General features: G+C 42.5%; 22 protein-coding genes, 1 tRNA gene and 1 pseudogene. 21 read left to right on the top strand and 3 right to left on the bottom strand.

Translation table 11 applies throughout. The features are described from left to right. Nucleotides 1-2 precede the first annotated feature (2 nt). From H528_RS12985 to H528_RS0106420, 18 genes are all read left to right on the top strand, one after another. Entirely contained in the window at nucleotides 3-590 is a 588-nt protein-coding gene (locus H528_RS12985; RefSeq protein WP_022853529.1) for a response regulator, read from the top strand. Next, nucleotides 583-2064 (top strand): HD domain-containing phosphohydrolase, encoded by a 1482-nt coding sequence (locus H528_RS0106500; RefSeq protein ID WP_022853528.1) that lies wholly within the window; start codon nucleotides 583-585, stop codon nucleotides 2062-2064. Before H528_RS12985 ends, H528_RS0106500 begins: the two co-directional genes overlap by 8 nt. Then, nucleotides 2030-2671: a histidine kinase gene (locus H528_RS0106495; protein ID WP_157608162.1), complete on the top strand. Its 642-nt coding sequence runs from the start codon at nucleotides 2030-2032 to the stop codon at nucleotides 2669-2671. The genes H528_RS0106500 and H528_RS0106495 overlap by 35 nt, the downstream gene beginning before the upstream one ends. Further along, on the top strand, nucleotides 2631-3740 hold the full coding sequence (gene dprA, locus H528_RS0106490) for a DNA-processing protein DprA (protein WP_022853526.1): 1110 nt from the start codon (nucleotides 2631-2633) through the stop codon (nucleotides 3738-3740). The genes H528_RS0106495 and dprA overlap by 41 nt, the downstream gene beginning before the upstream one ends. Beyond that, nucleotides 3737-5947 carry a type I DNA topoisomerase gene (gene topA / locus H528_RS0106485; RefSeq protein ID WP_022853525.1) on the top strand — a complete coding sequence of 737 codons (2211 nt, stop codon included), beginning with the start codon at nucleotides 3737-3739 and terminating at the stop codon, nucleotides 5945-5947. Before dprA ends, topA begins: the two co-directional genes overlap by 4 nt. A gap of 74 nt (nucleotides 5948-6021) precedes the next feature. After that, nucleotides 6022-6150, top strand: coding sequence for a hypothetical protein (locus tag H528_RS14775; protein WP_022853524.1), 129 nt, complete (start codon nucleotides 6022-6024; stop codon nucleotides 6148-6150). 61 nt (nucleotides 6151-6211) lie between these two features. Beyond that, nucleotides 6212-6787, top strand: coding sequence for a phosphorylase family protein (locus H528_RS12980; protein WP_157608159.1), 576 nt, complete (start codon nucleotides 6212-6214; stop codon nucleotides 6785-6787). A gap of 153 nt (nucleotides 6788-6940) precedes the next feature. Next, a complete protein-coding gene (tatA, locus tag H528_RS0106470; RefSeq protein ID WP_022853522.1) occupies nucleotides 6941-7129 on the top strand; it encodes a twin-arginine translocase TatA/TatE family subunit in 189 nt (62 codons plus the stop codon). Beyond that, nucleotides 7129-8448: a cytochrome c biogenesis protein ResB gene (locus H528_RS0106465; RefSeq protein WP_022853521.1), complete on the top strand. Its 1320-nt coding sequence runs from the start codon at nucleotides 7129-7131 to the stop codon at nucleotides 8446-8448. Before tatA ends, H528_RS0106465 begins: the two co-directional genes overlap by 1 nt. Nucleotides 8449-8501: 53 nt before the next feature. Then, nucleotides 8502-8576, top strand: a tRNA-Val gene (locus H528_RS0106460). A 68-nt stretch (nucleotides 8577-8644) separates the two neighbouring features. After that, a complete protein-coding gene (thrS, locus tag H528_RS0106455) occupies nucleotides 8645-10555 on the top strand; it encodes a threonine--tRNA ligase (protein ID WP_022853520.1) in 1911 nt (636 codons plus the stop codon). An 8-nt stretch (nucleotides 10556-10563) separates the two neighbouring features. Next, complete coding sequence (gene infC / locus H528_RS0106450) at nucleotides 10564-11088, top strand: translation initiation factor IF-3 (RefSeq protein WP_028845828.1); 525 nt, start codon at nucleotides 10564-10566, stop codon at nucleotides 11086-11088. 34 nt (nucleotides 11089-11122) lie between these two features. Then, nucleotides 11123-11329 carry a 50S ribosomal protein L35 gene (gene rpmI, locus H528_RS0106445; RefSeq protein WP_028845827.1) on the top strand — a complete coding sequence of 69 codons (207 nt, stop codon included), beginning with the start codon at nucleotides 11123-11125 and terminating at the stop codon, nucleotides 11327-11329. Between the two features lie 14 nt (nucleotides 11330-11343). After that, a complete protein-coding gene (gene rplT / locus H528_RS0106440) occupies nucleotides 11344-11700 on the top strand; it encodes a 50S ribosomal protein L20 (RefSeq protein ID WP_022853518.1) in 357 nt (118 codons plus the stop codon). A gap of 3 nt (nucleotides 11701-11703) precedes the next feature. Further along, nucleotides 11704-12723, top strand: coding sequence for a phenylalanine--tRNA ligase subunit alpha (pheS, locus tag H528_RS0106435; RefSeq protein WP_022853517.1), 1020 nt, complete (start codon nucleotides 11704-11706; stop codon nucleotides 12721-12723). After that, entirely contained in the window at nucleotides 12723-15125 is a 2403-nt protein-coding gene (gene pheT, locus H528_RS0106430) for a phenylalanine--tRNA ligase subunit beta (protein ID WP_022853516.1), read from the top strand. Before pheS ends, pheT begins: the two co-directional genes overlap by 1 nt. After that, the gene (locus H528_RS0106425) at nucleotides 15122-15403 is read left to right on the top strand and encodes an HU family DNA-binding protein (protein ID WP_022853515.1); all 282 of its coding nucleotides are present in this window, start codon (nucleotides 15122-15124) and stop codon (nucleotides 15401-15403) included. The genes pheT and H528_RS0106425 overlap by 4 nt, the downstream gene beginning before the upstream one ends. After that, nucleotides 15396-15734, top strand: coding sequence for a MerR family transcriptional regulator (locus tag H528_RS0106420; RefSeq protein WP_028845826.1), 339 nt, complete (start codon nucleotides 15396-15398; stop codon nucleotides 15732-15734). Before H528_RS0106425 ends, H528_RS0106420 begins: the two co-directional genes overlap by 8 nt. 46 nt (nucleotides 15735-15780) lie before the next feature. Here the strand turns inward: H528_RS0106420 and H528_RS0106415 are convergent, their stop codons facing one another. Genes H528_RS0106415 through H528_RS0106405 form a run of 3 tightly spaced genes read right to left on the bottom strand, consistent with a single transcriptional unit; the run spans nucleotide 15781 to nucleotide 19853 of the window. Further along, complete coding sequence (locus H528_RS0106415; protein WP_022853514.1) at nucleotides 15781-16950, bottom strand: glycosyltransferase; 1170 nt, start codon at nucleotides 16948-16950, stop codon at nucleotides 15781-15783. After that, entirely contained in the window at nucleotides 16883-19183 is a 2301-nt protein-coding gene (locus tag H528_RS12975) for a glycosyltransferase (RefSeq protein WP_022853513.1), read from the bottom strand. Before H528_RS12975 ends, H528_RS0106415 begins: the two co-directional genes overlap by 68 nt. Then, nucleotides 19158-19853 carry a DUF2334 domain-containing protein gene (locus H528_RS0106405; protein WP_022853512.1) on the bottom strand — a complete coding sequence of 232 codons (696 nt, stop codon included), beginning with the start codon at nucleotides 19851-19853 and terminating at the stop codon, nucleotides 19158-19160. Before H528_RS0106405 ends, H528_RS12975 begins: the two co-directional genes overlap by 26 nt. Nucleotides 19854-20057: 204 nt before the next feature. Here H528_RS0106405 and H528_RS0106400 point away from each other — a divergent pair, with 204 nt between their 5' ends. The 3 genes and pseudogenes from H528_RS0106400 to H528_RS0106390 all read left to right on the top strand — a co-directional run. Continuing rightward, complete coding sequence (locus H528_RS0106400) at nucleotides 20058-20342, top strand: DUF5132 domain-containing protein (RefSeq protein WP_022853511.1); 285 nt, start codon at nucleotides 20058-20060, stop codon at nucleotides 20340-20342. Then, nucleotides 20332-20787, top strand: a complete 456-nt coding sequence (locus tag H528_RS0106395; protein ID WP_022853510.1) for an HMA2 domain-containing protein — start codon at nucleotides 20332-20334, stop codon at nucleotides 20785-20787. Before H528_RS0106400 ends, H528_RS0106395 begins: the two co-directional genes overlap by 11 nt. A 15-nt stretch (nucleotides 20788-20802) precedes the next feature. Continuing rightward, nucleotides 20803-21093 (top strand): annotated as a pseudogene (locus H528_RS0106390) (hypothetical protein); the annotation flags it as partial.

The following is a 21093-nucleotide window of genomic DNA, read 5'->3' as shown; positions in this document are numbered from 1 at the left end:
GAGTGGCTGAGTACGAAGAGGTCGTAAAGATTCTTGTTGCTGAGGACGAAAAGCCATTTCGTATCCTCCTTTTTGAGGAGCTTCAGGACGAAAATCGCATTGTAAAAACTGCTGCTGACGGCATAGAAGCCCTGAATCTCCTCAAAGAGGAGGAATTTGACCTCCTAATCACAGACCTTAAGATGCCGGGTATGGAAGGAATCGAACTCTTAAAAGAAGCCAAAAAGATAAGGCCAGGAATCCTGGTGATCGTTATCACCGGTTATGCATCTCTTGATTCAGCTATCGAGGCCCTAAAAGAAGGGGCTTACGATTACATTCGTAAGCCTTTTAGCCTTGAAGAACTTAAAGTTAGCGTCAACAATGCCTGTACTCTGATTTTGCTTGAGCGGGAAAATAAAAAACTCCTTGAAGATTTAAAACAGGTTTACAAGCGTTTGAAAGAAACTATAGATACCAAACCCACCTCAGCAGGTTCTCTTTTAGATGAACTGGAAAGACTGGCACGTTTGCATCAAGAGGGTTTCCTTGATGAGGATGAGTTTGAAACTATTAAGCGTGTTTTGATAGAGCGGGCAAGTTATGAGTAAAGAACAAAATATTTTAATTGTAGATGACGAAGCGCTTTTGCGTGAAAACTTGAGTCTAATTCTTTCTTCGTCAGGCAACTACCAAGTTTATCAGGCAAAAGATGCCTACGAAGCCTTAGAAATAGTCAATAAGTATCCTATCGATCTTGTTCTTTTAGATGTTAATATGCCAGGAATTTCTGGTATAGATTTCCTAAAACTTATCCGCAAGGATGGTTTTTCGGCTCCCGTAATATTAATGACAAGCTATCCTTCTCTTGAGTTGACTGTCGAGGCTTTGCGTGAAGGAGCAAGTGATTTCTTAATTAAGCCTTTTACTTCACAGCAGCTTTTTGCTACTTTAAAACGTTTTAAAAACAATCACAAAAAGCCTTCAGATGATTATAAAGATCTGGTCAAGCTTTTAAAGAAAAAGACTCAAGAGCAAACTATTCTTTTTACTATTAGTGATAAATTAACCACTTGCGATAGTCTTAATAATCTTTATCAGGAAATTGTAAAGCTTAGTAAAGAGTTTACTTTATCAGACGAAGCTATTCTTTATTTAATTGACCTTGAGAAAGATTTGCTTATTCCAGAGGCCTGGGAAGGTTTTTCAAAAAAACCGGCTACTATTAGCCTAAAAGATAACAATCCCATAAGCAAAAGTGCGCGGGAAAATCTACCTTACCTTATCCCTAAAAGGCCCCCTGAAAAAGCACTTCTTACCAAACCGTTTTATATCAAACTCGAAATAATAGGCGTACTTGTCCTTTTGCGAAAGGAAAACTTTACCAAAGATGACCTTTTCATAGCCAATCTTGTTCTTGAAAGAAGTGCGCCTTTGGTTGAAAATTTTATCTTACGCGAAAGCCTGATTCTCAATTTGTATGATGCCCTGCGGGCCTTGGTACGAGCCCTTGAAGCCAAAGACCCTTATACCAAACAACACTCAGAAAGAGTCACCCAGTATGCCTTGGCTATCGCTAAAGAGATGGGCCTTGCTGAAGATATGTGCGAGAGCCTGCGCTTTGCCGGTCACCTCCATGATGTGGGAAAAGTTGGTGTGCCTGATGCTATTTTACTCAAGCCTGGGCGCCTCGCCCCTGAGGAATATGAGATCATAAAACAGCACCCCCTGATAGGCGCTGAAATTGTCGGACATATGGGGCTTTTGAGTGATGAAGCCCAAATAATTAAGCACCACCATGAAAGATGGGATGGAAATGGCTACCCTTACGGCCTTGCGAGAGAAGATATTCCGCTTCTTTCCCGGATTTTGGCAGTGGCAGACACCTTTGACGCCATGACTTCGGTGCGGCCTTATCGTCCAGCGCGTAGCTTTGATGATGCCTTTGCTGAAATTGTTCGGTGTGCTGGCAGCCAATTTGATCCACAGGTGGTAGATGCCTTTAAGGCCTGTTTCCCAAAAATTCTAGAGCTGTATCAGGAGGAAGAAAGTGAAGAAGGATCTCTGTCACAAATTGTTGCATAAGGCAGCTTGCGGGCATTTGGTCCAAGGTCTGGTCCACAATATGAGTGGGCCGTTACAAATACTTTCCATGCAGATCGAATTGTTAGGCCTTTCTTTCATGAAACTGAAGAAGGACCCTGCTAACGTGGAAGATTTTTTGGCCACTCAGGAGCAAAAGCTTTCCCAAATACAGGAACAACTTGATCGCCTAAAAAGCATTCTTGAGTCTATCAATGAAATAGCTCTTGACTCCAGTATGCCAATAAATATTAACGAAGTGCTGAAAAAAATGTTGGTCTTCTGGGAAGGTGATCTCAAGTTCAAACATAATGTCCCAAAAGAAGCAAACCTGGCAGAAGAAGATTTGGTGATCTTTGCGCCGCCTGCTCCCATTCACCAAGGGTTTTGTGCCCTTTTTTGGGCTGTAGTCCCCACTCTGGTGGAAAGAGAAGGGGCTCTTTTTTTGCGCACTTTCAAGGACGATAGTCCAAACGTAGAAATTAGACTTGAGAACATACCCTGTTTTCCTGCGGAAGACCCTTTCTATGAAGTAGCTCATGAGCTACTTTCCCCTTATTTTAATTTCAATGTTTCCCAAAATGTCTTACGCCTCAAACACGTTTCGTGAAGAAGACAAGTTTTTTGCCTTGGCACTTTGGCTCACTCCTGGAATTGGCCCCCAAACCTTCAAAAAAATCGCTGCCTCGTTTAATTCGTTAAAAGAAGTCTTTGATTTGTCGCCAGAGAAGTTAAAGAATTTTGGGATTTGCCCAAAGGATGCCAATTGGAGAAAAGAAGCCCTTTTACGTGCGGAAAAAGAGATAGCGGGCCTTCAAAAAATAAAAGCAAGTTTTGTGACTATCTTTGAAGAAAAATATCCTGCACTGCTTAAGGAAATTCCCAACCCTCCGCCGGTGCTTTTTTATCAGGGGAGCTTGCCCCAGGAGCCTGGGCTTGCTGTGGTTGGCTCTCGAGCGGCGACTTCTTATGGTCGCGAAGTTTGCAGACAGTGGGTGTCAATTTTTGCCAAAGCCGGTATTCCCATTATCAGTGGTTTTGCGCTGGGCATTGACAGCATTGCCCATCATGCTGCGGTGAAACAAGGCTCGCCTACCTTTGCCGTACTTGGTTGCGGGCTTGACATAAATTATCCCGCTACAAATTATCACCTGCGTGAAGCTGTCTTGGCAAATGGCGGCGGGCTTATCTCTGAGTTTCCCCTTGGCACTTTGCCCCATGCCGGTAATTTCCCTGTGCGTAATCGGATAATAAGTGGGCTTAGTGCTGCGGTACTTGTGGTTGAGGCAAGCGTTAAAAGCGGCTCCCTTATTACCGCAAGGCTTGCCGCAGAATTTGGCAGAGAAGTTTTAGCTGTGCCTGGTTCAGTTTTTTCACCGCGTTCTTTTGGCACCCATGCCCTTATTCGAGAAGGCGCCCTTTTAGTTGATCGGCCTGAGCAGGTTCTCGAGCTCTTTTCTGCCTCTCCTCTTAAACAAATAGTTCAGCAAAAGTTGACATTCACCGAAGAAGAGGCCAAAGTTTTAAGTTGCTTTGACGGTGAGCCTCTTGAGTTTGATGATCTTTTAATGCAAACAGGGCTCCCTGTAGCAAAGCTTTTGGAAATTTTGACGAAACTAGAAATAGAAGGGGTTGTCGCTAGACAACCAGGAAACACATACCAGAAGGTGAGATTATGAAAAAAGGCCTTATCATTGTTGAGTCGCCAACGAAAGTACGCACCATAAAAAAAATAGTCGGCAAAAACTTCGAAGTTGCTGCTTCGGTTGGCCATATTAAAGATCTGCCCAAGAGCCGTTTGGGTGTTAAGGTCGATAACGGTTTTGAGCCAGAATATGTAACCATTCGTGGCAAAAAAGAGGTCATTAAAAAGCTTAAGGCCGCTGCCAAAAAAGCTGAAGAAATCTACCTTGGCCCTGACCCTGACCGTGAGGGTGAAGCCATTGCCTGGCACATTGCCGAGGAACTAAAAGACTTAAATAAACCCGTTAAACGCCTTTTGCTTTATGAACTAACGGAAAAAGGCATAAAAGAAGCCCTTGCCAAACCTGGTGAGCTTGACCGCAAAAAGTTTGAATCCCAACAGGCAAGACGAATCCTTGACCGCCTGGTGGGTTACAATCTTTCCCCTCTTCTTTGGGAAAAGGTTAAGCGCGGGCTTTCGGCAGGAAGGGTCCAATCGGTAGCCTTAAGGCTTATCTGCGAAAGGGAGCGTGAACGCGAGGCCTTTGAACCCGAAGAGTACTGGACTATTGAGCTTTACTTTGAAACCGACGAAGGCTCTTTTGTAGCAAAGCTCAAGCGTTACAAAGGAAAACCTGTTAAGCCCAAAAGTGAAGCCGAGGCCAAAGCCATTGTTGACGACCTCTTGCGTCAAGCCTTTCAAGTTTCTCGGGTTGAACGCAAAGAGGTTAAGCGCAAGCCGCCAGCACCTTTTATCACCAGCACCCTTCAGCAGGAGGCCTGGCGCAGACTTCGTTTTTCTGCCAAAAAGACCATGCTTCTTGCCCAGCGCCTTTACGAAGGTATAGAGCTTGGAGATGAAGGCGCCGTGGGGCTTATTACCTACATGCGCACAGACTCAGTGCGAGTGGCTAAAGAGGCCCAGGATGCCGCGCGCGCTTTTATCGAGGCAAATTTTGGCAAGGATTATTTGCCTAAAAAACCACACGTGTTTAAAAGCCGCAAAACTGCTCAAGAAGCCCATGAAGCCATCAGGCCTACTTCTCTTTCCCGTACCCCAGAGAGCCTTAAGGCCTATCTCGGTAAAGACGAGCTAGCACTCTATGACCTGATTTTCAGGCGCTTTGTGGCTTCTCAAATGGCAGAGGCACGCTTTGAAAGAACCGAGATCCATATTCTGGGCGGCGATTACGAACTCCTTGCCAGTGGTCAACGCCTTGTGCATCCAGGGTTCCTAGCCCTTTATCGTACTGACGAAGAAGAGGAAGCAAATCTCCCTCAGGTAGAAGAGGGCGCTTTGCTTAAACTCCAAAAGATAGATCCAAAGCAGCATTTTACCCAGCCACCTCCACGTTATACCGAAGCAAGCCTTATCAGGACCCTTGAAGAAAAGGGGATTGGACGTCCTTCCACCTATGCCCAGATTGTTTCCACGATAAAAGACCGAGGTTACGTTGAAACGGACAAGGGCTATCTTAAGCCTACGGAGCTTGGTCTCCTTGTAAACGATCTCCTTATTGCACATTTTCCAGACATTATCGAAACAGGCTTTACCGCTCGCCTTGAAGAGGCCCTTGACCAAATAGAAGAAGGCAAAAGGGAGCGTGTTGAGCTTTTGCGCTCATTTTACGAGACTTTTGAAGAAGTCTTGCAAAGGGCCAAGGAAGAAATGGCCTCCCTCAAAGCTGGTGTGCCCTCTGGCATAAAATGCCCGGCCTGTGGCGAAGAAATGATTATTCGCATGGGGCGTGCAGGAGCGTTTTTGGCCTGTAGTCGTTATCCCGATTGCAAAGAAACCCGGGATTACGTGCGCGATGAAAAAGGGGCCATCAAGGTCGTTGAGAAAAACCGTGAGACTGGAGAGGTTTGCGAGAAATGCGGCCGTCCCATGGTGATTAAGCGTGGGCGCTTTGGAGAATTTATGGCTTGCTCGGGATATCCTGAGTGTAAAAACACCAAACCCATTAGCACTGGGATTCCATGTCCTGAAGAGGGTTGTAACGGAACGCTTATCAAGCGCCGGGCTCGTAACAAAAAAATTTATTATCGGTGCAGCAACGCTCCTAAGTGCGAATTCATCCTGTGGGATGAGCCCATTAAAGAAGAATGCCCTCAGTGCAAAGCACCTTTTTTAGTGCGTAAAAAGCAAAGACGCAAAGAGTACAAGGTTTGCCTTAAGTGTGATTATAAAGAGGAACTTTGATGTCAGAGGCCGAACTTAATTGTAAATACTGTGGGGGGCCGGCCATTTTGGTGGGTAACTGAGCCCGGGCACGGGTGAGGTGCCTCGCCTGTGGCATAGAACGTCCTGCCAAAGAATATGCCGACGAGATAGAAGCCTTTAAGGAAAGGCTTTGTGAGCTTGCGTTGGGAGAAAGTGACGATAAAACCAAAGCCAAATTTTAAGGCTCCGCCTAAAGTTATCCTGGCTTTTACCAGGCCGGATTGTCAATTAATAAAAAAAGCTTTGGGGCTAGAGAAAAAAGCCACTTTTTTCCTGACAGAGTTTTGGCAAAAGAATAACATGGCCCTTTGTGGTCCGGTGCTAGGGGCTCCTCAGGCTGCTATTGCCCTTGAATATTTAAAAGCAGCAGGGGCAGAGGAGATTTTGGCCTTTGGCTGGGCAGGGGCTTTGCAGAAAGACATTTCTCTGGGTTCCCTTATTTTGCCTGATTTCTCTTTTTCAGAAGAAGGCACTTCAAGGCACTATGGGTATTTCCCGCAGCCAACAAAAGAACTTTATTGGTGGCTTTATCATGAGCTTACCCTGCAGGGTTTTTCTTTTACTGAAGGTAAGGTTGTTTCAACAGATGCCCTTTTTCGAGAGACCGAAGAATTTTTGGCCAGATACGCTGAAAAGGCCCAGGCCATTGATATGGAAACATCAGCGATTTTCAGTGTGGCTGAAGCGTTGGGTTTAAAAATAGGCTCTCTTCTTTTAATTTCTGATCGCGTTTTTCCGTCCTATGAAAGACTTAGCCAGGAAGAACTCAGACACAAGACAGAGACACTTATGCCTGTTTTTAGAAGTTTTTATGGTTAAGACTTTTTTGAGACCTTTGCAAAACTAGGAACGGATCTCTGGTGTTGTGCTTGTAATACTGGTCACGGCAATTCTGCAAAGGTCTCTTTTTGCCTTGCGCATCTTAAAACCTCGCGATAGGTTCATGAGACGTATGTGTTTAAGGAGGAGCCCATGTTTGGATTAGGTTTGCCAGAGCTTGTAGTCATTTTGGTAATCATAGTCGTCCTTTTCGGAGCAAGCCGCTTACCTCAAATAGGCGAAGGCCTTGGTAAAGGCATTAAAAACTTCCGCAAGGCTATCAAAGACGAAGAGTCTGACGAAAAAAAAGAGAAAATCGAGGAAAAAAAGGAGGATAAATAGTGCCCAAAAATCCTCTTGTTAATTTTTTAAGCTCCATTAAGCTTGCTGTCTTTTTGTTGCTTGCCCTTGCAGCCACTTCAATCGTTGGCACGATCCTGCCTCAGGGTGAGCCCCTTGGTTTTTATTTTCGAAATTTCGGGGATACCTGGGGACAAATAATTAAAATTTTCCAGCTTTATGATGTTTACCATTCCTGGTGGTTTGTAACGCTTCTTTCTCTTTTTTGTCTAAACCTGATCCTTTGTTCCTTGAAACGCTTGCCCTTTTCTCTTGAGCTCTACCGGCGCGATCCCCTGGCCGTGGATGCTAAAAAGCTTGCCCGCATGCCCGCGGCTAAAGAAGTTAAGCTTAACCTTGATTACCAAAAAGCCAGAGAGAAGGTAAAAGAACTCCTTCATAAAAAATTTGGCCAGGTAAAAGAGACAGATCTTGGCGATGGAGTGCTTTTTTTAAAAGATCGCTTCCGTTTTAGTTATTTTTCAGTCTATTTGGTGCATGTTTCCATCATTATCATCATTATCGGAGCGATAATTGGTGCTATCTGGGGCTTTAAAGGGCACATCAACCTTCTTGAGGGCGAAAGCACCAACCGCGTGCTTCTTTTTGGGCACAAAGGCGGCTCAGTTCCCCTTGATTTTACAATCAGATGCGACAAGTTCGAAATTGAGTTCTATCCCAACGGAATGCCCAAAGAATATCGTTCAGAGGTGACCATCCTTGAGAACGGTAAAGAAGTTTTAAAGGCCCCCATTGAAGTTAATGCCCCTCTTACCTATAAGGGAGTCACTTTTTACCAGGCAAGTTACAATACATACGCCGAAGTTAAGATCCGTATTTTAAAAGGTCCGCGCCAGAAGATTTTGCTGGTGCGTCCTTTTGGTCAAGCAGAGTGGCCTGAAGCCAAGATTAGAGTCGGTCTTTTGGCGTTTCAGCACGCCCATGGCCTCCCTGCCGCACAAATATGGCTCTCAGAAGGAGATTCTCCTCCGGTTTCTTTTTGGATTCTCAAAGATTATCCCCGCAGGATTGAGCTAAAAGGTGGAGAGCCCATCATCATTACCCTGCTTGATGCACGGCCTATTTATGCTACGGGGCTCCAGGTCAAAAAAGATCCAGGGGTCTGGATTGTTTATATTGGCTTTCTGGCCATGATTTTTGGTATTTTTGCCGCTTTCTTCTTTGTGCATCAGCGCTATTGGGTGGCTGTATTGCCTGAAAAAGACGGCTGCAGGGTGATTGTGGCTGGCTTTTCTCCAAAAGCGCGCCATAAAGTTGAACAAGTGGTATCCGAACTAGCAGAAGAAATTGCTAAGAAGTAGAGCCTACTTGACAAGAAATTTGAAGGTTGTTAGATGTTTTTTACAAAAGTTGAAGGCGCGTAGCTCAGTGGGAGAGCGCTTGCTTGACGCGCAAGAGGTCGGCGGTTCGATCCCGCCCGCGCCTACCACGAAATTAAGGCATCTTTTGGGGGTTCCCCAAAGATGCCTTTTCTTTATGTTTTAATGGGGTGGAAAAGTGGAAATAAAAATAATTCTTCCAGATGGCTCTGAAAGGCAAGTTCCTAAAGGCATAAAGGCCAAAGAGGTTCTTAAGGACTTTCTCACCAAGGAAATAGTTGGTGCCAAATTAAACGACAAAATAATAGACTTTGAAACACCTCTTACCGAAGAAGGCACCCTTTCTTTACTTACCACAAAAGATCCGGAAGCCCTTGAGCTTTTGCGCCACACTGCTGCGCATGTTATGGCCCAGGCGGTAAAGGAGCTTTTTCCTGAAGCCAAACTTGCCATTGGCCCTGCTATCGAAAATGGCTTTTATTACGACTTTGATTATGAGCGTTCTTTCACCCCCGAGGACCTCAAGCAGATAGAAAAGCGCATGAAAAAAATCATCAAAAAGCGCTTGCCCTTAGTGCGCGAAGACATACCAAAAGAACAAGCCATTGCGCTTTTTACTGAACTTAACGAGCCATACAAATTAGAACTCATCAAGGAGATCCCTGAAGAAACCGTTAGTATTTACCGCCAGGGAGATTTCGTGGATTTATGTTGTGGGCCACATCTACCGCACACAGGCCTTGTCAAAGCTTATAAACTTCTTTCGGTGGCAGGGGCTTACTGGCGCGGTGATGAAAGAAATCCCATGCTTTGGCGTATTTACGGCACGGCCTTTTTTACCAAGGAAGACCTTGAAGAATACCTGGCCAAGCTCGAAGAGGCCAAAAGGCGCGATCATCGCCGTTTGGGTAAAGAGCTTGAGCTTTTTAGCATTGAAGATGAAGTAGGCCCTGGGCTCATACTCTGGCACCCTAAAGGCGCTCTTATTCGCAAGCTTATAGAAGACTTCTGGAAAGACGAGCACCTAAAAAGAGGCTATGAGCTGGTAGTGACACCTCATATTGCAAGGCGCCATTTGTGGCAGATTTCCGGGCACCTGGATTTTTATGCGGAGAACATGTTTGCCCCCATGAAGATAGACGAGGTTGAATACCAGCTAAAACCCATGAATTGTCCTTTCCACATCCTGATTTACAAGAGCAGGCGCCGCAGTTACCGGGAACTGCCTATCAGGTGGTGTGAACTGGGTACGGTTTACCGTTACGAAAGAAGCGGGGTGCTTCACGGGCTAATGCGTGTGCGAGGTTTTACCCAGGATGACGCCCATATCTTCTGTCGTGAGGATCAGCTTGAGGAAGAAATTTTTAAGTGTCTTGATCTTACGGTTTATTTTCTGAGCACTTTTGGTTTTAAGGAATATCAGATCTTTCTTTCCACCAGGCCTGATAAATACGTTGGCAGTGAAGAGATCTGGGAAAAGGCAGAAGGTGCTTTGCGCAAAGCCCTTGAAGACAAGGGGCTTTCTTACGAAATAGACCCGGGAGAAGGTGTTTTTTACGGTCCCAAGATAGACATAAAAATAAAAGACGTTCTTGGCCGCTTCTGGCAGTGTTCTACCATTCAGGTAGATTTCAATATCCCTGAGCGTTTTAACATTACTTACATTGGCGAAGACAATCAGCGCCACAGGCCCATCATGATTCATCGGGCCCTTTTGGGTTCCCTTGAACGCTTCTTTGGCGTTTTAATTGAACACTATGCTGGGGCTTTTCCCGTGTGGCTTTCCCCGGTGCAGGCTATAGTTATCACGGTTGCTGATAGGCATATCCCCTTTGCTGAGCGAGTTTTGGAACGCTTAAAAGGCGCTGATATTCGAGTGTCTCCTGATTTTCGCAATGAAAAGCTGGGATTTAAGATTCGTGAGGCTCAACTACAAAAAATCCCCTACATGCTCATCATTGGAGACAAAGAAGTTGAAAATGAGGCCTTGACTATCAGGACCAGAAAAGGTGAAAATTTGCCTTTAATGAGTGTGGAAGATTTCATCGCCCGTATACGTGAGGAAATTTCTGCGAAAACTATTAATTAGGAGAGAAGGTGTCCAAGATAGACAAAAAGAAATATCGGGTAAACGAAAGAATTAGGGCTCCAAGGGTTAGGCTAATTGATGCAAGCGGCAAGCAAGTAGGCATTGTTTCGCGTGAAGAGGCGTTGCGTCTTGCAGAAGAACAGGGTCTTGATCTGGTAGAAATTGCACCTCAAGCTGATCCTCCTGTTTGCCGCATTATGGACTATGGCCAGTTTCTTTATCAGCAGGCCAAAAAGGCCAAAGAAGCCAAGAAAAAGCAAGCAGTTGTTGAAGTTAAAGAAATCAAAGTACGCCCTAAAACAGACGTCCACGACCTTGAGACCAAGATAAGGCATATAAAGCGCTTCCTAAAAGATAAAAACAAGGTTAAAATTCGGGTCTTCTTTAGGGGCCGCGAAATTACCAAGCCTGAACTTGGCATGGAGGTCTTGAAAAAGATCCTGCAGGCAGTAGAAGAAGAGGCTCAGGTAGAGATGAAGCCCAAGATGGAAGGGCGCCAGATGATAATGGTCCTTGGGCCCAAGAAAACTTAAAAATTTTTTCGAATTTCTTGAGGAAGGTGAAAATATGGCGAAGATTAAGATGAAGACCAATCGTTCTGCGGCAAAACGCTTTAAAGTCACTGGCAAAGGCAAGGTAATGCACTTTAAGGCGGGTAAAAGCCACCTATTGCGCAAAAAGAACCGCAAAAGAAAAAGACACCTCAAAAAACCGACTATTCTTTCTGCGGCTAATCTTTCTGCGGTTAAGCGCTTGATTCCGTATAAGTTTTAGAAGGAGGAAGTTTTATGCCTAGAGCCAAAGGTGGTCCGAAGACCAGAAGAAGACATAAAAAATATATCAAGATGGCCAAGGGTTATTGGGGCCAGCGCAAGAATTGTTTCCGTCGTGTGCGTGAGACAGTAGAACGCGCCCTTGTTTATGCTTACCGCGACCGTCGCCAGCGCAAACGTGATTTTCGCAGGCTTTGGCAAATCAGGATAAACGCGGCCTGTCGCCTTCACGGTCTTAACTACAGCCGCTTTATGGGAGGGCTCAAAAAGGCAGGGGTTGAACTTGACCGCAAAGTCCTTGCCAACCTAGCAGTTACTGAGCCTGAGGATTTCAAAAAGCTGGTGGACCTGGCAGCTTCTAAGTGGCAGTAGGCCATGGTGGACGAAAAAAAACTTCATGCGCTGCGTGAAGAGGCTTTAGCTGAGATTGCGGCAGCTCGTGATGAAAGGGCCCTTGAGGCCTGCCGGGTAAAATACCTTGGCCGCAAGGGTCAGCTTACTAATGTTTTAAAATCTATCGCGCAGCTGCCGCCAGAGCTTAAGCCTATTATTGGAAGGCTTGCTAACCAGTTCAAAAAAGAAATAGAAGCTGCCCTGCGCCAGGCCAAGGAAGAAATCAAAAAACGCCAGGAAGAAACACTCCCTGGCATTGACCTGACTCTTCCTGGCAGGCCCTATCCCTTGGGGAAACTTCATCCCATCACCCAGGTGATGGTCGAACTCTGCGATATTTTTCTGCGCATGGGTTTTTCCATTGCGTCTGGCCCAGAAGTAGAGCTTGACTATTACAACTTTGAGGCCCTGAACATCCCTCAGGATCACCCTGCGCGGGATATGCAGGCCACTTTTTATCTTTCCGGGGACAAAGGCGTTCTTTTGCGCACCCACACCTCTCCCATTCAGATTCGCACTATGGAGCGCGAGAGGCCTCCCCTTAGAATTATTGCTCCCGGAAAAGTCTATCGCTGTGACTCAGACGTTACCCATACCCCTATGTTTCACCAGATAGAAGGCCTTATGGTGGATAAGGATGTCTCTTTTGCGGATTTAAAAGGCATCCTTACCCTTTTTGCCCAGGAGACTTTTGGAAGTGAAACCCGGGTGCGTTTTCGCCCAAGCTATTTCCCCTTTACTGAGCCAAGCGTTGAGATGGACATCAGTTGTGTGATGTGCGGGGGCGAGGGGTGCCGTGTTTGTGGGCAAACAGGATGGCTTGAGATTTTAGGGGCGGGTATGGTTCATCCCAACGTATTCCGTGCGGTAGGTTATGACCCTGAAGAGTGGGTAGGTTTTGCTTTTGGCCTTGGGGTAGAACGCATTGCCATGCTTAAATATGGCATAAATGACATTCGCCTTTTCTATGAAAATCACTTGCGTTTTCTGGAGCAGTTCTAATGCTGGTACCTTATTCTTGGCTTAAGGAGTTTGTTTCCGTTTCGCTTTCCCCTGAAGAACTGGCAGAAAGGCTTACTCTTACCGGCCTTGAGGTAGAAGGCGTTTTTGACGCCTATGAAGACCTAGCCCAAGTAGTAAGCGTAAGGGTTTTAGCAGTTAGCCCCCATCCTCATGCTGATAAGCTTACTGTTTGCAAGGTAACTGATGGCGCAAAAAATTATCAGGTAGTTTGCGGGGCCAAAAATGTGCGCGAAGGGCTCAAGACCGCCTTTGCCCCTCAAGGGGTTATCCTTTTTACGGGAGAAAAAATCGCTGCCAAAGAGATAAAGGGTGTTCTTTCTGAGGGAATGCTTTGTTCTCCCTATGAAATAGGCTTGAGCCTTGACCACTCTGGCATATTGGAACTCCCTGAGGACACCCCTCTTGGCAAACCTGTTACCGAAATATTGGGGCTTAGCGAGCCGGTGCTTGAAGTAGCTTTAACGCCTAACCGGGGAGACTGTCTTTCTATTTACGGTATGGCGCGTGAGGTAGCCGCGGTTTGTAATGCTTCTCTTAAAAAGCCTGAGCTTCCCAATTTGCCTCTAGGCGAGGATATCTTTTCAGAAACAAGTGTTACCATTGAAGTCCCAGAGCTTTGTTTCCGCTATGCTGGCAGACTCATTAAAAACGTTCAGGTAAAAGAAAGCCCTTTTGAAATCCAGCAAAGGCTTTGGCTTTGTGGGCTGCGTCCCATAAACAACATCGTTGACATCACCAATTACGTGCTCCTTGAAGTAGGCCAACCTTTGCATGCTTTTGATTTTGATTTGCTTGAGGGGAAGAAGATAATAGTCCGTTTAGCGCGTGCGGGAGAAAAGATCCTTACCCTTGATGGCGTTGAGCGCACCCTTGATACTGAAACCATGGTGATTGCAGATGCCAAGCGTCCGGTAGCGATTGCCGGTATTATGGGGGGGGAAGAAACAGCGGTTACCGAAAAAACTCGCAATGTATTTTTAGAAAGTGCCTGGTTTAATCCTTCAAGTATTAGACTTACCAGCCAACGCCTCAGGCTTTCTTCTGAAAGCTCCTATCGTTTTGAACGCGGAGTTGACCCAGAAGGTGTAATCCTTGGTCTTGAACGTGCGGCCAAACAAATGGCCGATCTTGCCCATGGCGAAGTAATCCTGGGGCGTATTGATGAATACCCAAGCCCCTATGCTAAACGTGAGATAAGACTTTCTCCCAAGCGAATTAAGCTCTATCTCAAAGTCGACTTAACAGATGACGAGATAACGCGCGAGCTAGAAAAGGTCCAGGTCAAGGTTACCAAGGGTGTAGAAGATTTCATTTGTGAGCCGCCTTCTTTCAGGCATGATATTTCCTTGCCTGAAGACCTTATAGAAGAAATTGCCCGTTTGTATGGCTACGACAAATTACCATCAAGCATCCCCGTAGCAGAGATAGCAGGCAAGCCCCCAAGCCGTTATGAAAAGGTTTCCAAAAAGGTAAAATGCCTTTTAAGGGCACTTGGGCTATACGAAGTAATCAATTACAGTTTTATTTCTCCCCAGTTTGTTAGCCTATTAGGCCTTGATGAAAACGACCTGCGTGCCAAGCCATTGGCACTTGCCAATCCCCTTTCAGAAGAACAAGCGGTAATGCGCACCACTTTGATACCAGGCCTTCTGCAAACAGCAAAGACGAATATCTTTCGCGAAAGGCCTGATGTAAAAATATTTGAACTTGGCCGGGTGTTTTTGCCGCGTAAGGGAGAGGTTTTGCCTGAGGAAAGGCATTATCTTTCAGGGCTTCTTACCGGCAGAAGTGTTCCTATTTCAAGCCATCGCACCGAGCGCCATGTTGATTTCTTTGATCTGAAAGGCATCCTTGAGAGCTTTTTTGAAAACTTGGGCGTAAAAAATATAGAATTTGTTCCTAAGGGTGGAGAGCCCTTTTTGCTTCCGGCTTTAAGCGTTTTACTTGAAGTGAAGGGGCAAAAAATCGGCTTTGCGGGGGCGTTAAGGCCCAAGGTGCGTGATATACTAGATATAGAACAAGAAGTCTTTGTCTTTGAAATTGACTTTGAAAAGGTCTTGGAGGCGGTATCCTTTGATAAACGTTTCAGGGCTTTGCCCAAATTTCCTGCCACTACGAGAGATCTAGCGCTTATTCTTCAGGATGCAATCCCTGCCCAAGAGTTGCTTTCTTTTGCAAAAGAGCTTTCGCTTCCACATCTAGAAGAAGTAACCATTATTGATGTCTACCGTGGCAAGCCAATTCCAGAAGGATATAAGAGTTTGACTCTACGTTTTGTTTATCGGGCTCCTGATCGTACGCTAACTGATGAAGAGGTAAACAAGATCCAAGAAAAGGTTACAGAGAAGTTTTTAGCTCGTTTTGAGGCGAAGTTAAGATGACGGTTACTAAAAAAGAGCTAGTAAACTATCTACACGAAAATCTTGGTTTTTCTGCGCGTAGTTTGAGCAGGGTACTAGATTCGCTTTTTGAAGAGATTAAACTTGCCCTTGAGCGCGGAGAGGAAGTCAAGATAGTTCGTTTTGGGAGTTTTTGTCCTTACAAGCGTCCTCCTCGCAAGGGAGTTAGCCCCAAAGATGGATCAAATATTTTAATTGAGGGTAAAAAAACAGCGGTTTTTAGGCCAAGTTCTCATTTAAAAGATTTTATAAATGGCTGAAACCAAAAACGATGTCAAAGCACGTCGTTATTATACCATAGGCGAAGTAGCCAAACTCCTAGACCTTGAACCCCATGTTTTGCGCTTTTGGGAAAAGGAATTTCGTAAACAGATTCGCCCATTAAGACTTGCCGGCAGAAGACTATATCCCCCGGAGCAAGTAGAGATTTTCAGACGCATAAAAACTCTACTTTACGAAGAGGGTTATACCATAGCGGGTGCCAAGAAAAAGCTTGCGGCCAAGAAAGACGAGCCAGGTCTTAGAGAAGTTCTTTTGGAAATAAGAAAAGACTTGCTCGCGATTTATAAATTATTGGATAACAACTCATAAGGATTTGTTCCTGTTTTTCACGAAAAAGAGAAACGGTCCCTTACGGTTATGCTTGCAACAATGATGTCGATAATTTTGCAAAGGTTTTACCGTTATGAATTTGCTTTTGTCGTAATAAATCTTTATACAAGTTTACTAGTTTAATAAAGGTCTTTTCCCAAGAAAAATGTTTAGCTACTTCTTGATGTAATTCTTCTTTTAAGGAATCTGAAAGATATTGGCTAGTTTCTTTTATCTTTTCAGCTAATGGCTTTTCGCTAAAGTCATCGGTTAAAAATTCTTTTCTTAACTGAGTATCGAGTTCTAAGTTGAATCCCACTACTGGTATTCCTGAGCTTTGCGCTTCAAGAAAGGTCAGTCCAAAAGTTTCATAATGCGAAGCACTGATAAAAATGTCCGAATTAGCGTAAATATTTGCCAATTCTATTTCTTCTTTTATGTGACCCAGGTATGTTAAATTTTCTGTTTTTCTTTCTTTTAATTTTATCCAGGGAGTAAGTGGTCCTGAACCAACAATTATCAGATGAAATTTTTTGCTATCTAGATAGCTTAGAGTTTCTAGGAGTAGTTTAATGTTTTTGTCTACTGATAATCTGCCAACGTATAATAATTTTATTTTATTTTTTGGTATATTGAATTGATCCCAGAAGTCTTCTCTTTTTCTTTTGGGATGAAATATTTTGGTGTCCACACCTAAAGGTACACTTGCTACATTATTAATACCAGAGTCATATAGTATTTCTTGGTACTTTTTGCTTGGCGTTATGATTATATTACTTTTGAGAAGAACTTTTTCGAAAATATAACTTATAAACAGATCTTTTAATTGTTTGGGAGCTGGATATAATGAAATGTCATTTATTAAGTCAGAATGGTAAAAAATTGATATAACGCTAAAATCTTTTTTTACTAGAGGTACTAAAGAATAGCATCCTCCAAACTCGATGATATCTGGTTTTTCTTTGTCAATAATTTGATTTATTTTTCTTATATTGCGGAAGAATCGATAACCTCCAGAGCCTGGTATAGGCAAAGAAGCTATTTCGTGTATCTTAGTGTTTGCTTTCTGATATATTTTTTCTTTTTTGCCAGGAATTATGACAATATGCGAGATATTTTCTTGAAAATATTCGAAAAATGCTATTTTTTTATCTATATACTTCTTTATCCCACCACTCTTCTCGTGATAATAAATTGTCAGGTCTAGAATTTTCACTTACAGTCTCCTTATGGAAAATAATTTCTTTTATGTATTTTACGTAGCTATCTTCGAGATTTAATTCTTGTGCTGTTAAATAGGCTTGAGTTGCAAGTTTGTTTTTTAGCCCTTCGTTATTTACTAGAATATTTAAGTAGTTTATAAATTCTTTTTCGTTTTTAGCGATGTAGCCATTAAATCCATGTCTTACTTTTTCACTAGCAGCACCTTTATTGCTTACTATGACAGGAAGTCCACTAGCCATGGCTTCTAATATTACCAGTCCGTATGTTTCTGTTTCAGAAGGAAATAGGAATATATCGGAACTACTATATGCACGTGCGAGTTTGTCGCCTTCCATATAACCAGTGAAGAAGACATTTTCTGGCTTTGCTTGTTCTAATTGAGGTCTATATGGTCCATCCCCTACGATAACAAATGCGTTATCTTGAAAATTTCGTGCGACTTTTAAGAAAAGGTCCAAGTTTTTTTCCTTTGATACTCTTCCTACGTAAAGTACGATCTTTTTCTCTCCTAGATTTTTTCCAAGTTCCTTAGTCCAAAAATCTGGGTCTTTTTTATTTGGATCAAAAAGAGTGGTATCTACACCTCTAACAAAGGTTTTTATTTTGTGTGGTAAAACTCCCATGTTTTTTAATTTTTCTGCATAAACTTTTGATGGAACCAAGACTTTATCGCATAAATTTGAGAAGAAGGTAAAGAATTGCCAAGCTGCTTCGTAGGCTGACTTGTTTTCTGTGTAACGATATACATAGGCAGGTACGTCGGTGTGAAAGGTAAAGCTAATGGGTAGCTTGAAAACTTTCCCTGCCAAGAAAAAAAGCAAACCCAGGGGAGCAGGCGTAGAAATATGAATGTGAGAGTATTCCTTTTCCTTGATTAAATCAAAAATATCAAGCAAAGAAGGAATTCTGAGTCTGAATTCTTCGTAAAATGGGGTAGGTAAATCGAGATAAGTATGCAAATTAATTATCTCATAATCGTCATTTTTTCCATGACTCATGGTAATAATATCCACCGGAAGGTTATATTTCTTGGAAATTCTTTTTATTAGTTGTGCCGTTCTGGCTACTCCATTTATTTCATAGTAAGTGTCGGTAATATACGCGAGCCTTTGGTGACCATTTAAACTTATATTTAAACTTTTTGCTATATTTTTAATGCTATATTCTTCTTCTTTTTGTAGGAAAAGAATTAAAGCTGGTAATAATTGGCTGCTAAGTGTTAAGATCATTTCCCCAACAGTGGTTGGACTGAAATTTTTTTGTAATCGTTCTATGCTCCAAAATGGTGCTCGTTTAATAATTTCCTTTATTAAAATATTTTTATCGATTTCTTTTTGTATGTGATTTTTTATTATGAAATTTAATAGTTTGTTTTCTTTATATTGAAAAATATGATCAGCAATTTCTTTTACTTCTTCACAAAGATTGTAATTTGTGGCAATGTGTTTATAAGCTATTCTAGTTACTGTGTTTAAAAGTCTCTCTTCTCCTAATTCTTCGGTGTTTACAAAAGTTTTTCCATTTCTTATCGCGTTTATAAAGTCGTCTTTTGAATTTGCTTTAGCACTAGTCCAAGTTCTTCCGGCATCCATTCCTCCATGGTCGTCTGTTCCGGCAGTAAAAGAAATTTTTTCCCTTGTTCTTCTGGATTTTATATTATATTTTTCCTCAAGTTTTCTAATCGTTTCCCAGCTTGAATATTTTTCTGCTATTGCTTTTTCGATGTTTTTTGTGTTCTTTGTCCTTGTGCCATTTATAATTTCCCAGTTATCAAAAAGTAGGACGAATTTTTCAACGATAGCAGTTGTGAGTGGTTTTCTGTTTACGGGATAAAGAGGATGAGCTAACGTGTGTGCAATATTTTTTTCTTTTATGTAATCTATAAAGTCATATACGTTTTCTCTTAGCTTGTTCAGTGTTTTGTGTTCATCTTCAGTTATGCCGTAACAAAGAACGTGTATGTCTATTTCTTCTTCTTTAAATCTTACGGTATATTCACATCCTATGAATACCTCTGGTAGGTGTGCTATCTCTAGAACTCCATCTATAGTGTTGTGGTCTGTTATTGTAACAAAATCCATTCCTTTTTTCTTTAAGGTATTATAAAGTTCTAATGGTTCGGTGTAGCTCTCAGGACATTCAAATAAGGTTGATAACCATCCTGCAGGCTTATTAGAAGCTCTAGAATGTACGTGTAAATCAGCTTTCGCTAGTGAGGTCTTCATACGATATTAGCCTCCTTTTTTCTGTTTGTTCTATTAGTTCTTTCCATAAAATTATTTTTTCACTATCATTTGCGTCTTGCATATGTATTGCAAATCTTATTGTTTCAAAGTTTTTATATAATTTAATTAAGGTTTTTGCACTCTTTTTGCTTAAAAAAGAAAGAATATTTCTGTTACTGAGCGTTATAATTGGTGAAAATATCTTTTTCTTATTAAAAATTTTAATCGACCATCTATTCCCTATTCCTTTAAACTTCTGTTCTGTTAATATTTTTTCTAAATATTTGTTATTTATCCACGCTGGAGCTACAAAAAAGTGGGTATCTATCCCGCAATTCTTTAATATTTTATTCCCTTCTACTATTCTTCTTCTCGTTTCTTCTTTGGAAAGATCTGCAAATTCTCCTTCTCTATTAGTCGCTAAAATGTGTCGTAATGAAAATTTCCCTTCATGATATAATCCATGGAGGATTATTTCTTGTTTTGAACATTTTATTAGATCCTTAAATGAATTATCTTTGTCAAGTCTGTATCTTCCTTTAAAGTTAGGTGTTAACAAAATAGAAAATTTTTTTATTCCATGCTCATATAGCATTCTTAAAATATTAAGTAATTCGTTTTTGTAGAATGGACTAACATCGTGTAGTTCAATAATTATCTTCTTCTCCATTTTTTGCTTCTTTAAAACACGATTTTGTTAAGAAATATCTACCAAATAGTTACTGATTCATTAAAAATACTTGGCTTTTTTGTTACTGTGCTATACGTTTTTATACTTTGAGAGTAGGAAATTTTAAATAGGAAAAAAATGATCTTGATTCTTGAATATGGGTCATTATTTTCTTAATTTGAAGCTAGAATATAGGGGGGAGTTATGGGAATTGATGCAGATGACTTCGTCAAAAAAGATGTAGTAACTGGTTTATCAATTGGTTTAGGTTTGGCCTATGTTATTCCCAAACTTTTGCCTGTTTTTGGTCAGGCGGCTAAGCCCCTTGTTAAAGGTATGATGAAGGGATCTCTTATAGCTTATGAAAAAGGCCGAGAAACTTTGGCAGAACTAACTGAGACTCTAGAAGACCTATGGGCGGAAACCAAAGCCGAGCTTGAAGAGGAGCTATCTTCACCTCCATCAGGAGGCGAATCCGATGCCGAGTAAGCCTGAAGCATTTGTCGTGCATAGTTTAAAGGGGCGCCTGAGACTTAAGCTTCCTGCTTTACGTAACAATAAAGATAAACTAACGAAAATAGCATCAGCTTTAGAAGCTATCGAAAATATTAAAAAAATTACTATTAATCCCCAAACCGGAAGTATCTTGATAGAGTATGACGGATCCCCTCAAGCCTTCTGGAAAAACATTCGCGAATTAGATGTCTTTGAGATAAAAAAATTAGACGAAGTAGCCGTAAGATCTCACGTGCATAGCCTTTTTAAGAAGGCTGATGAGAAAGTAAAAGAAAGCTCTCATTACCGTTTAGATCTCGCTTCTTCTGTTGGGTTAGCATGTATAGCCGTGGGGTTATATCAGCTTTTGCGAGGTAAAACAGATTTGCCAGTTTGGCATGCTGCGTTCTGGTATGCCTTTAATTTTCTTAAAAAATAGACAAGGAGGTAAGCCATGGCTGAAGCCAAAAAAGAAATACAACAAGTTGAGACTAAGAGCGATAGCGGTTTTCAATTTCCCAATCCCTTTGCAGTATTGGGTACTGCTGGAAGAGCCGTAAAAGACGGCATCGTAAGCAGCCTAAAAGGCCTTCAGGAAATCGAGGCTGAGATCGTAGCCCTTACCCGCAACACCATTATTGATGTTTTGCGTGCGGCCGGTGATGTTACCAAAGAAGGTATAAACGTAATCGCTGATACCATGAAAGGGGCTATTCAGGCCACCGAAGAAGTGGGCACCGGGGCC

This window comes from Thermodesulfatator atlanticus DSM 21156, assembly GCF_000421585.1.
Lineage (GTDB): Bacteria > Desulfobacterota > Thermodesulfobacteria > Thermodesulfobacteriales > Thermodesulfatatoraceae > Thermodesulfatator > Thermodesulfatator atlanticus.
The sequence above is the reverse complement of the archived record's forward strand: the minus strand, read 5'-3'. Positions and strand labels throughout refer to the sequence as shown.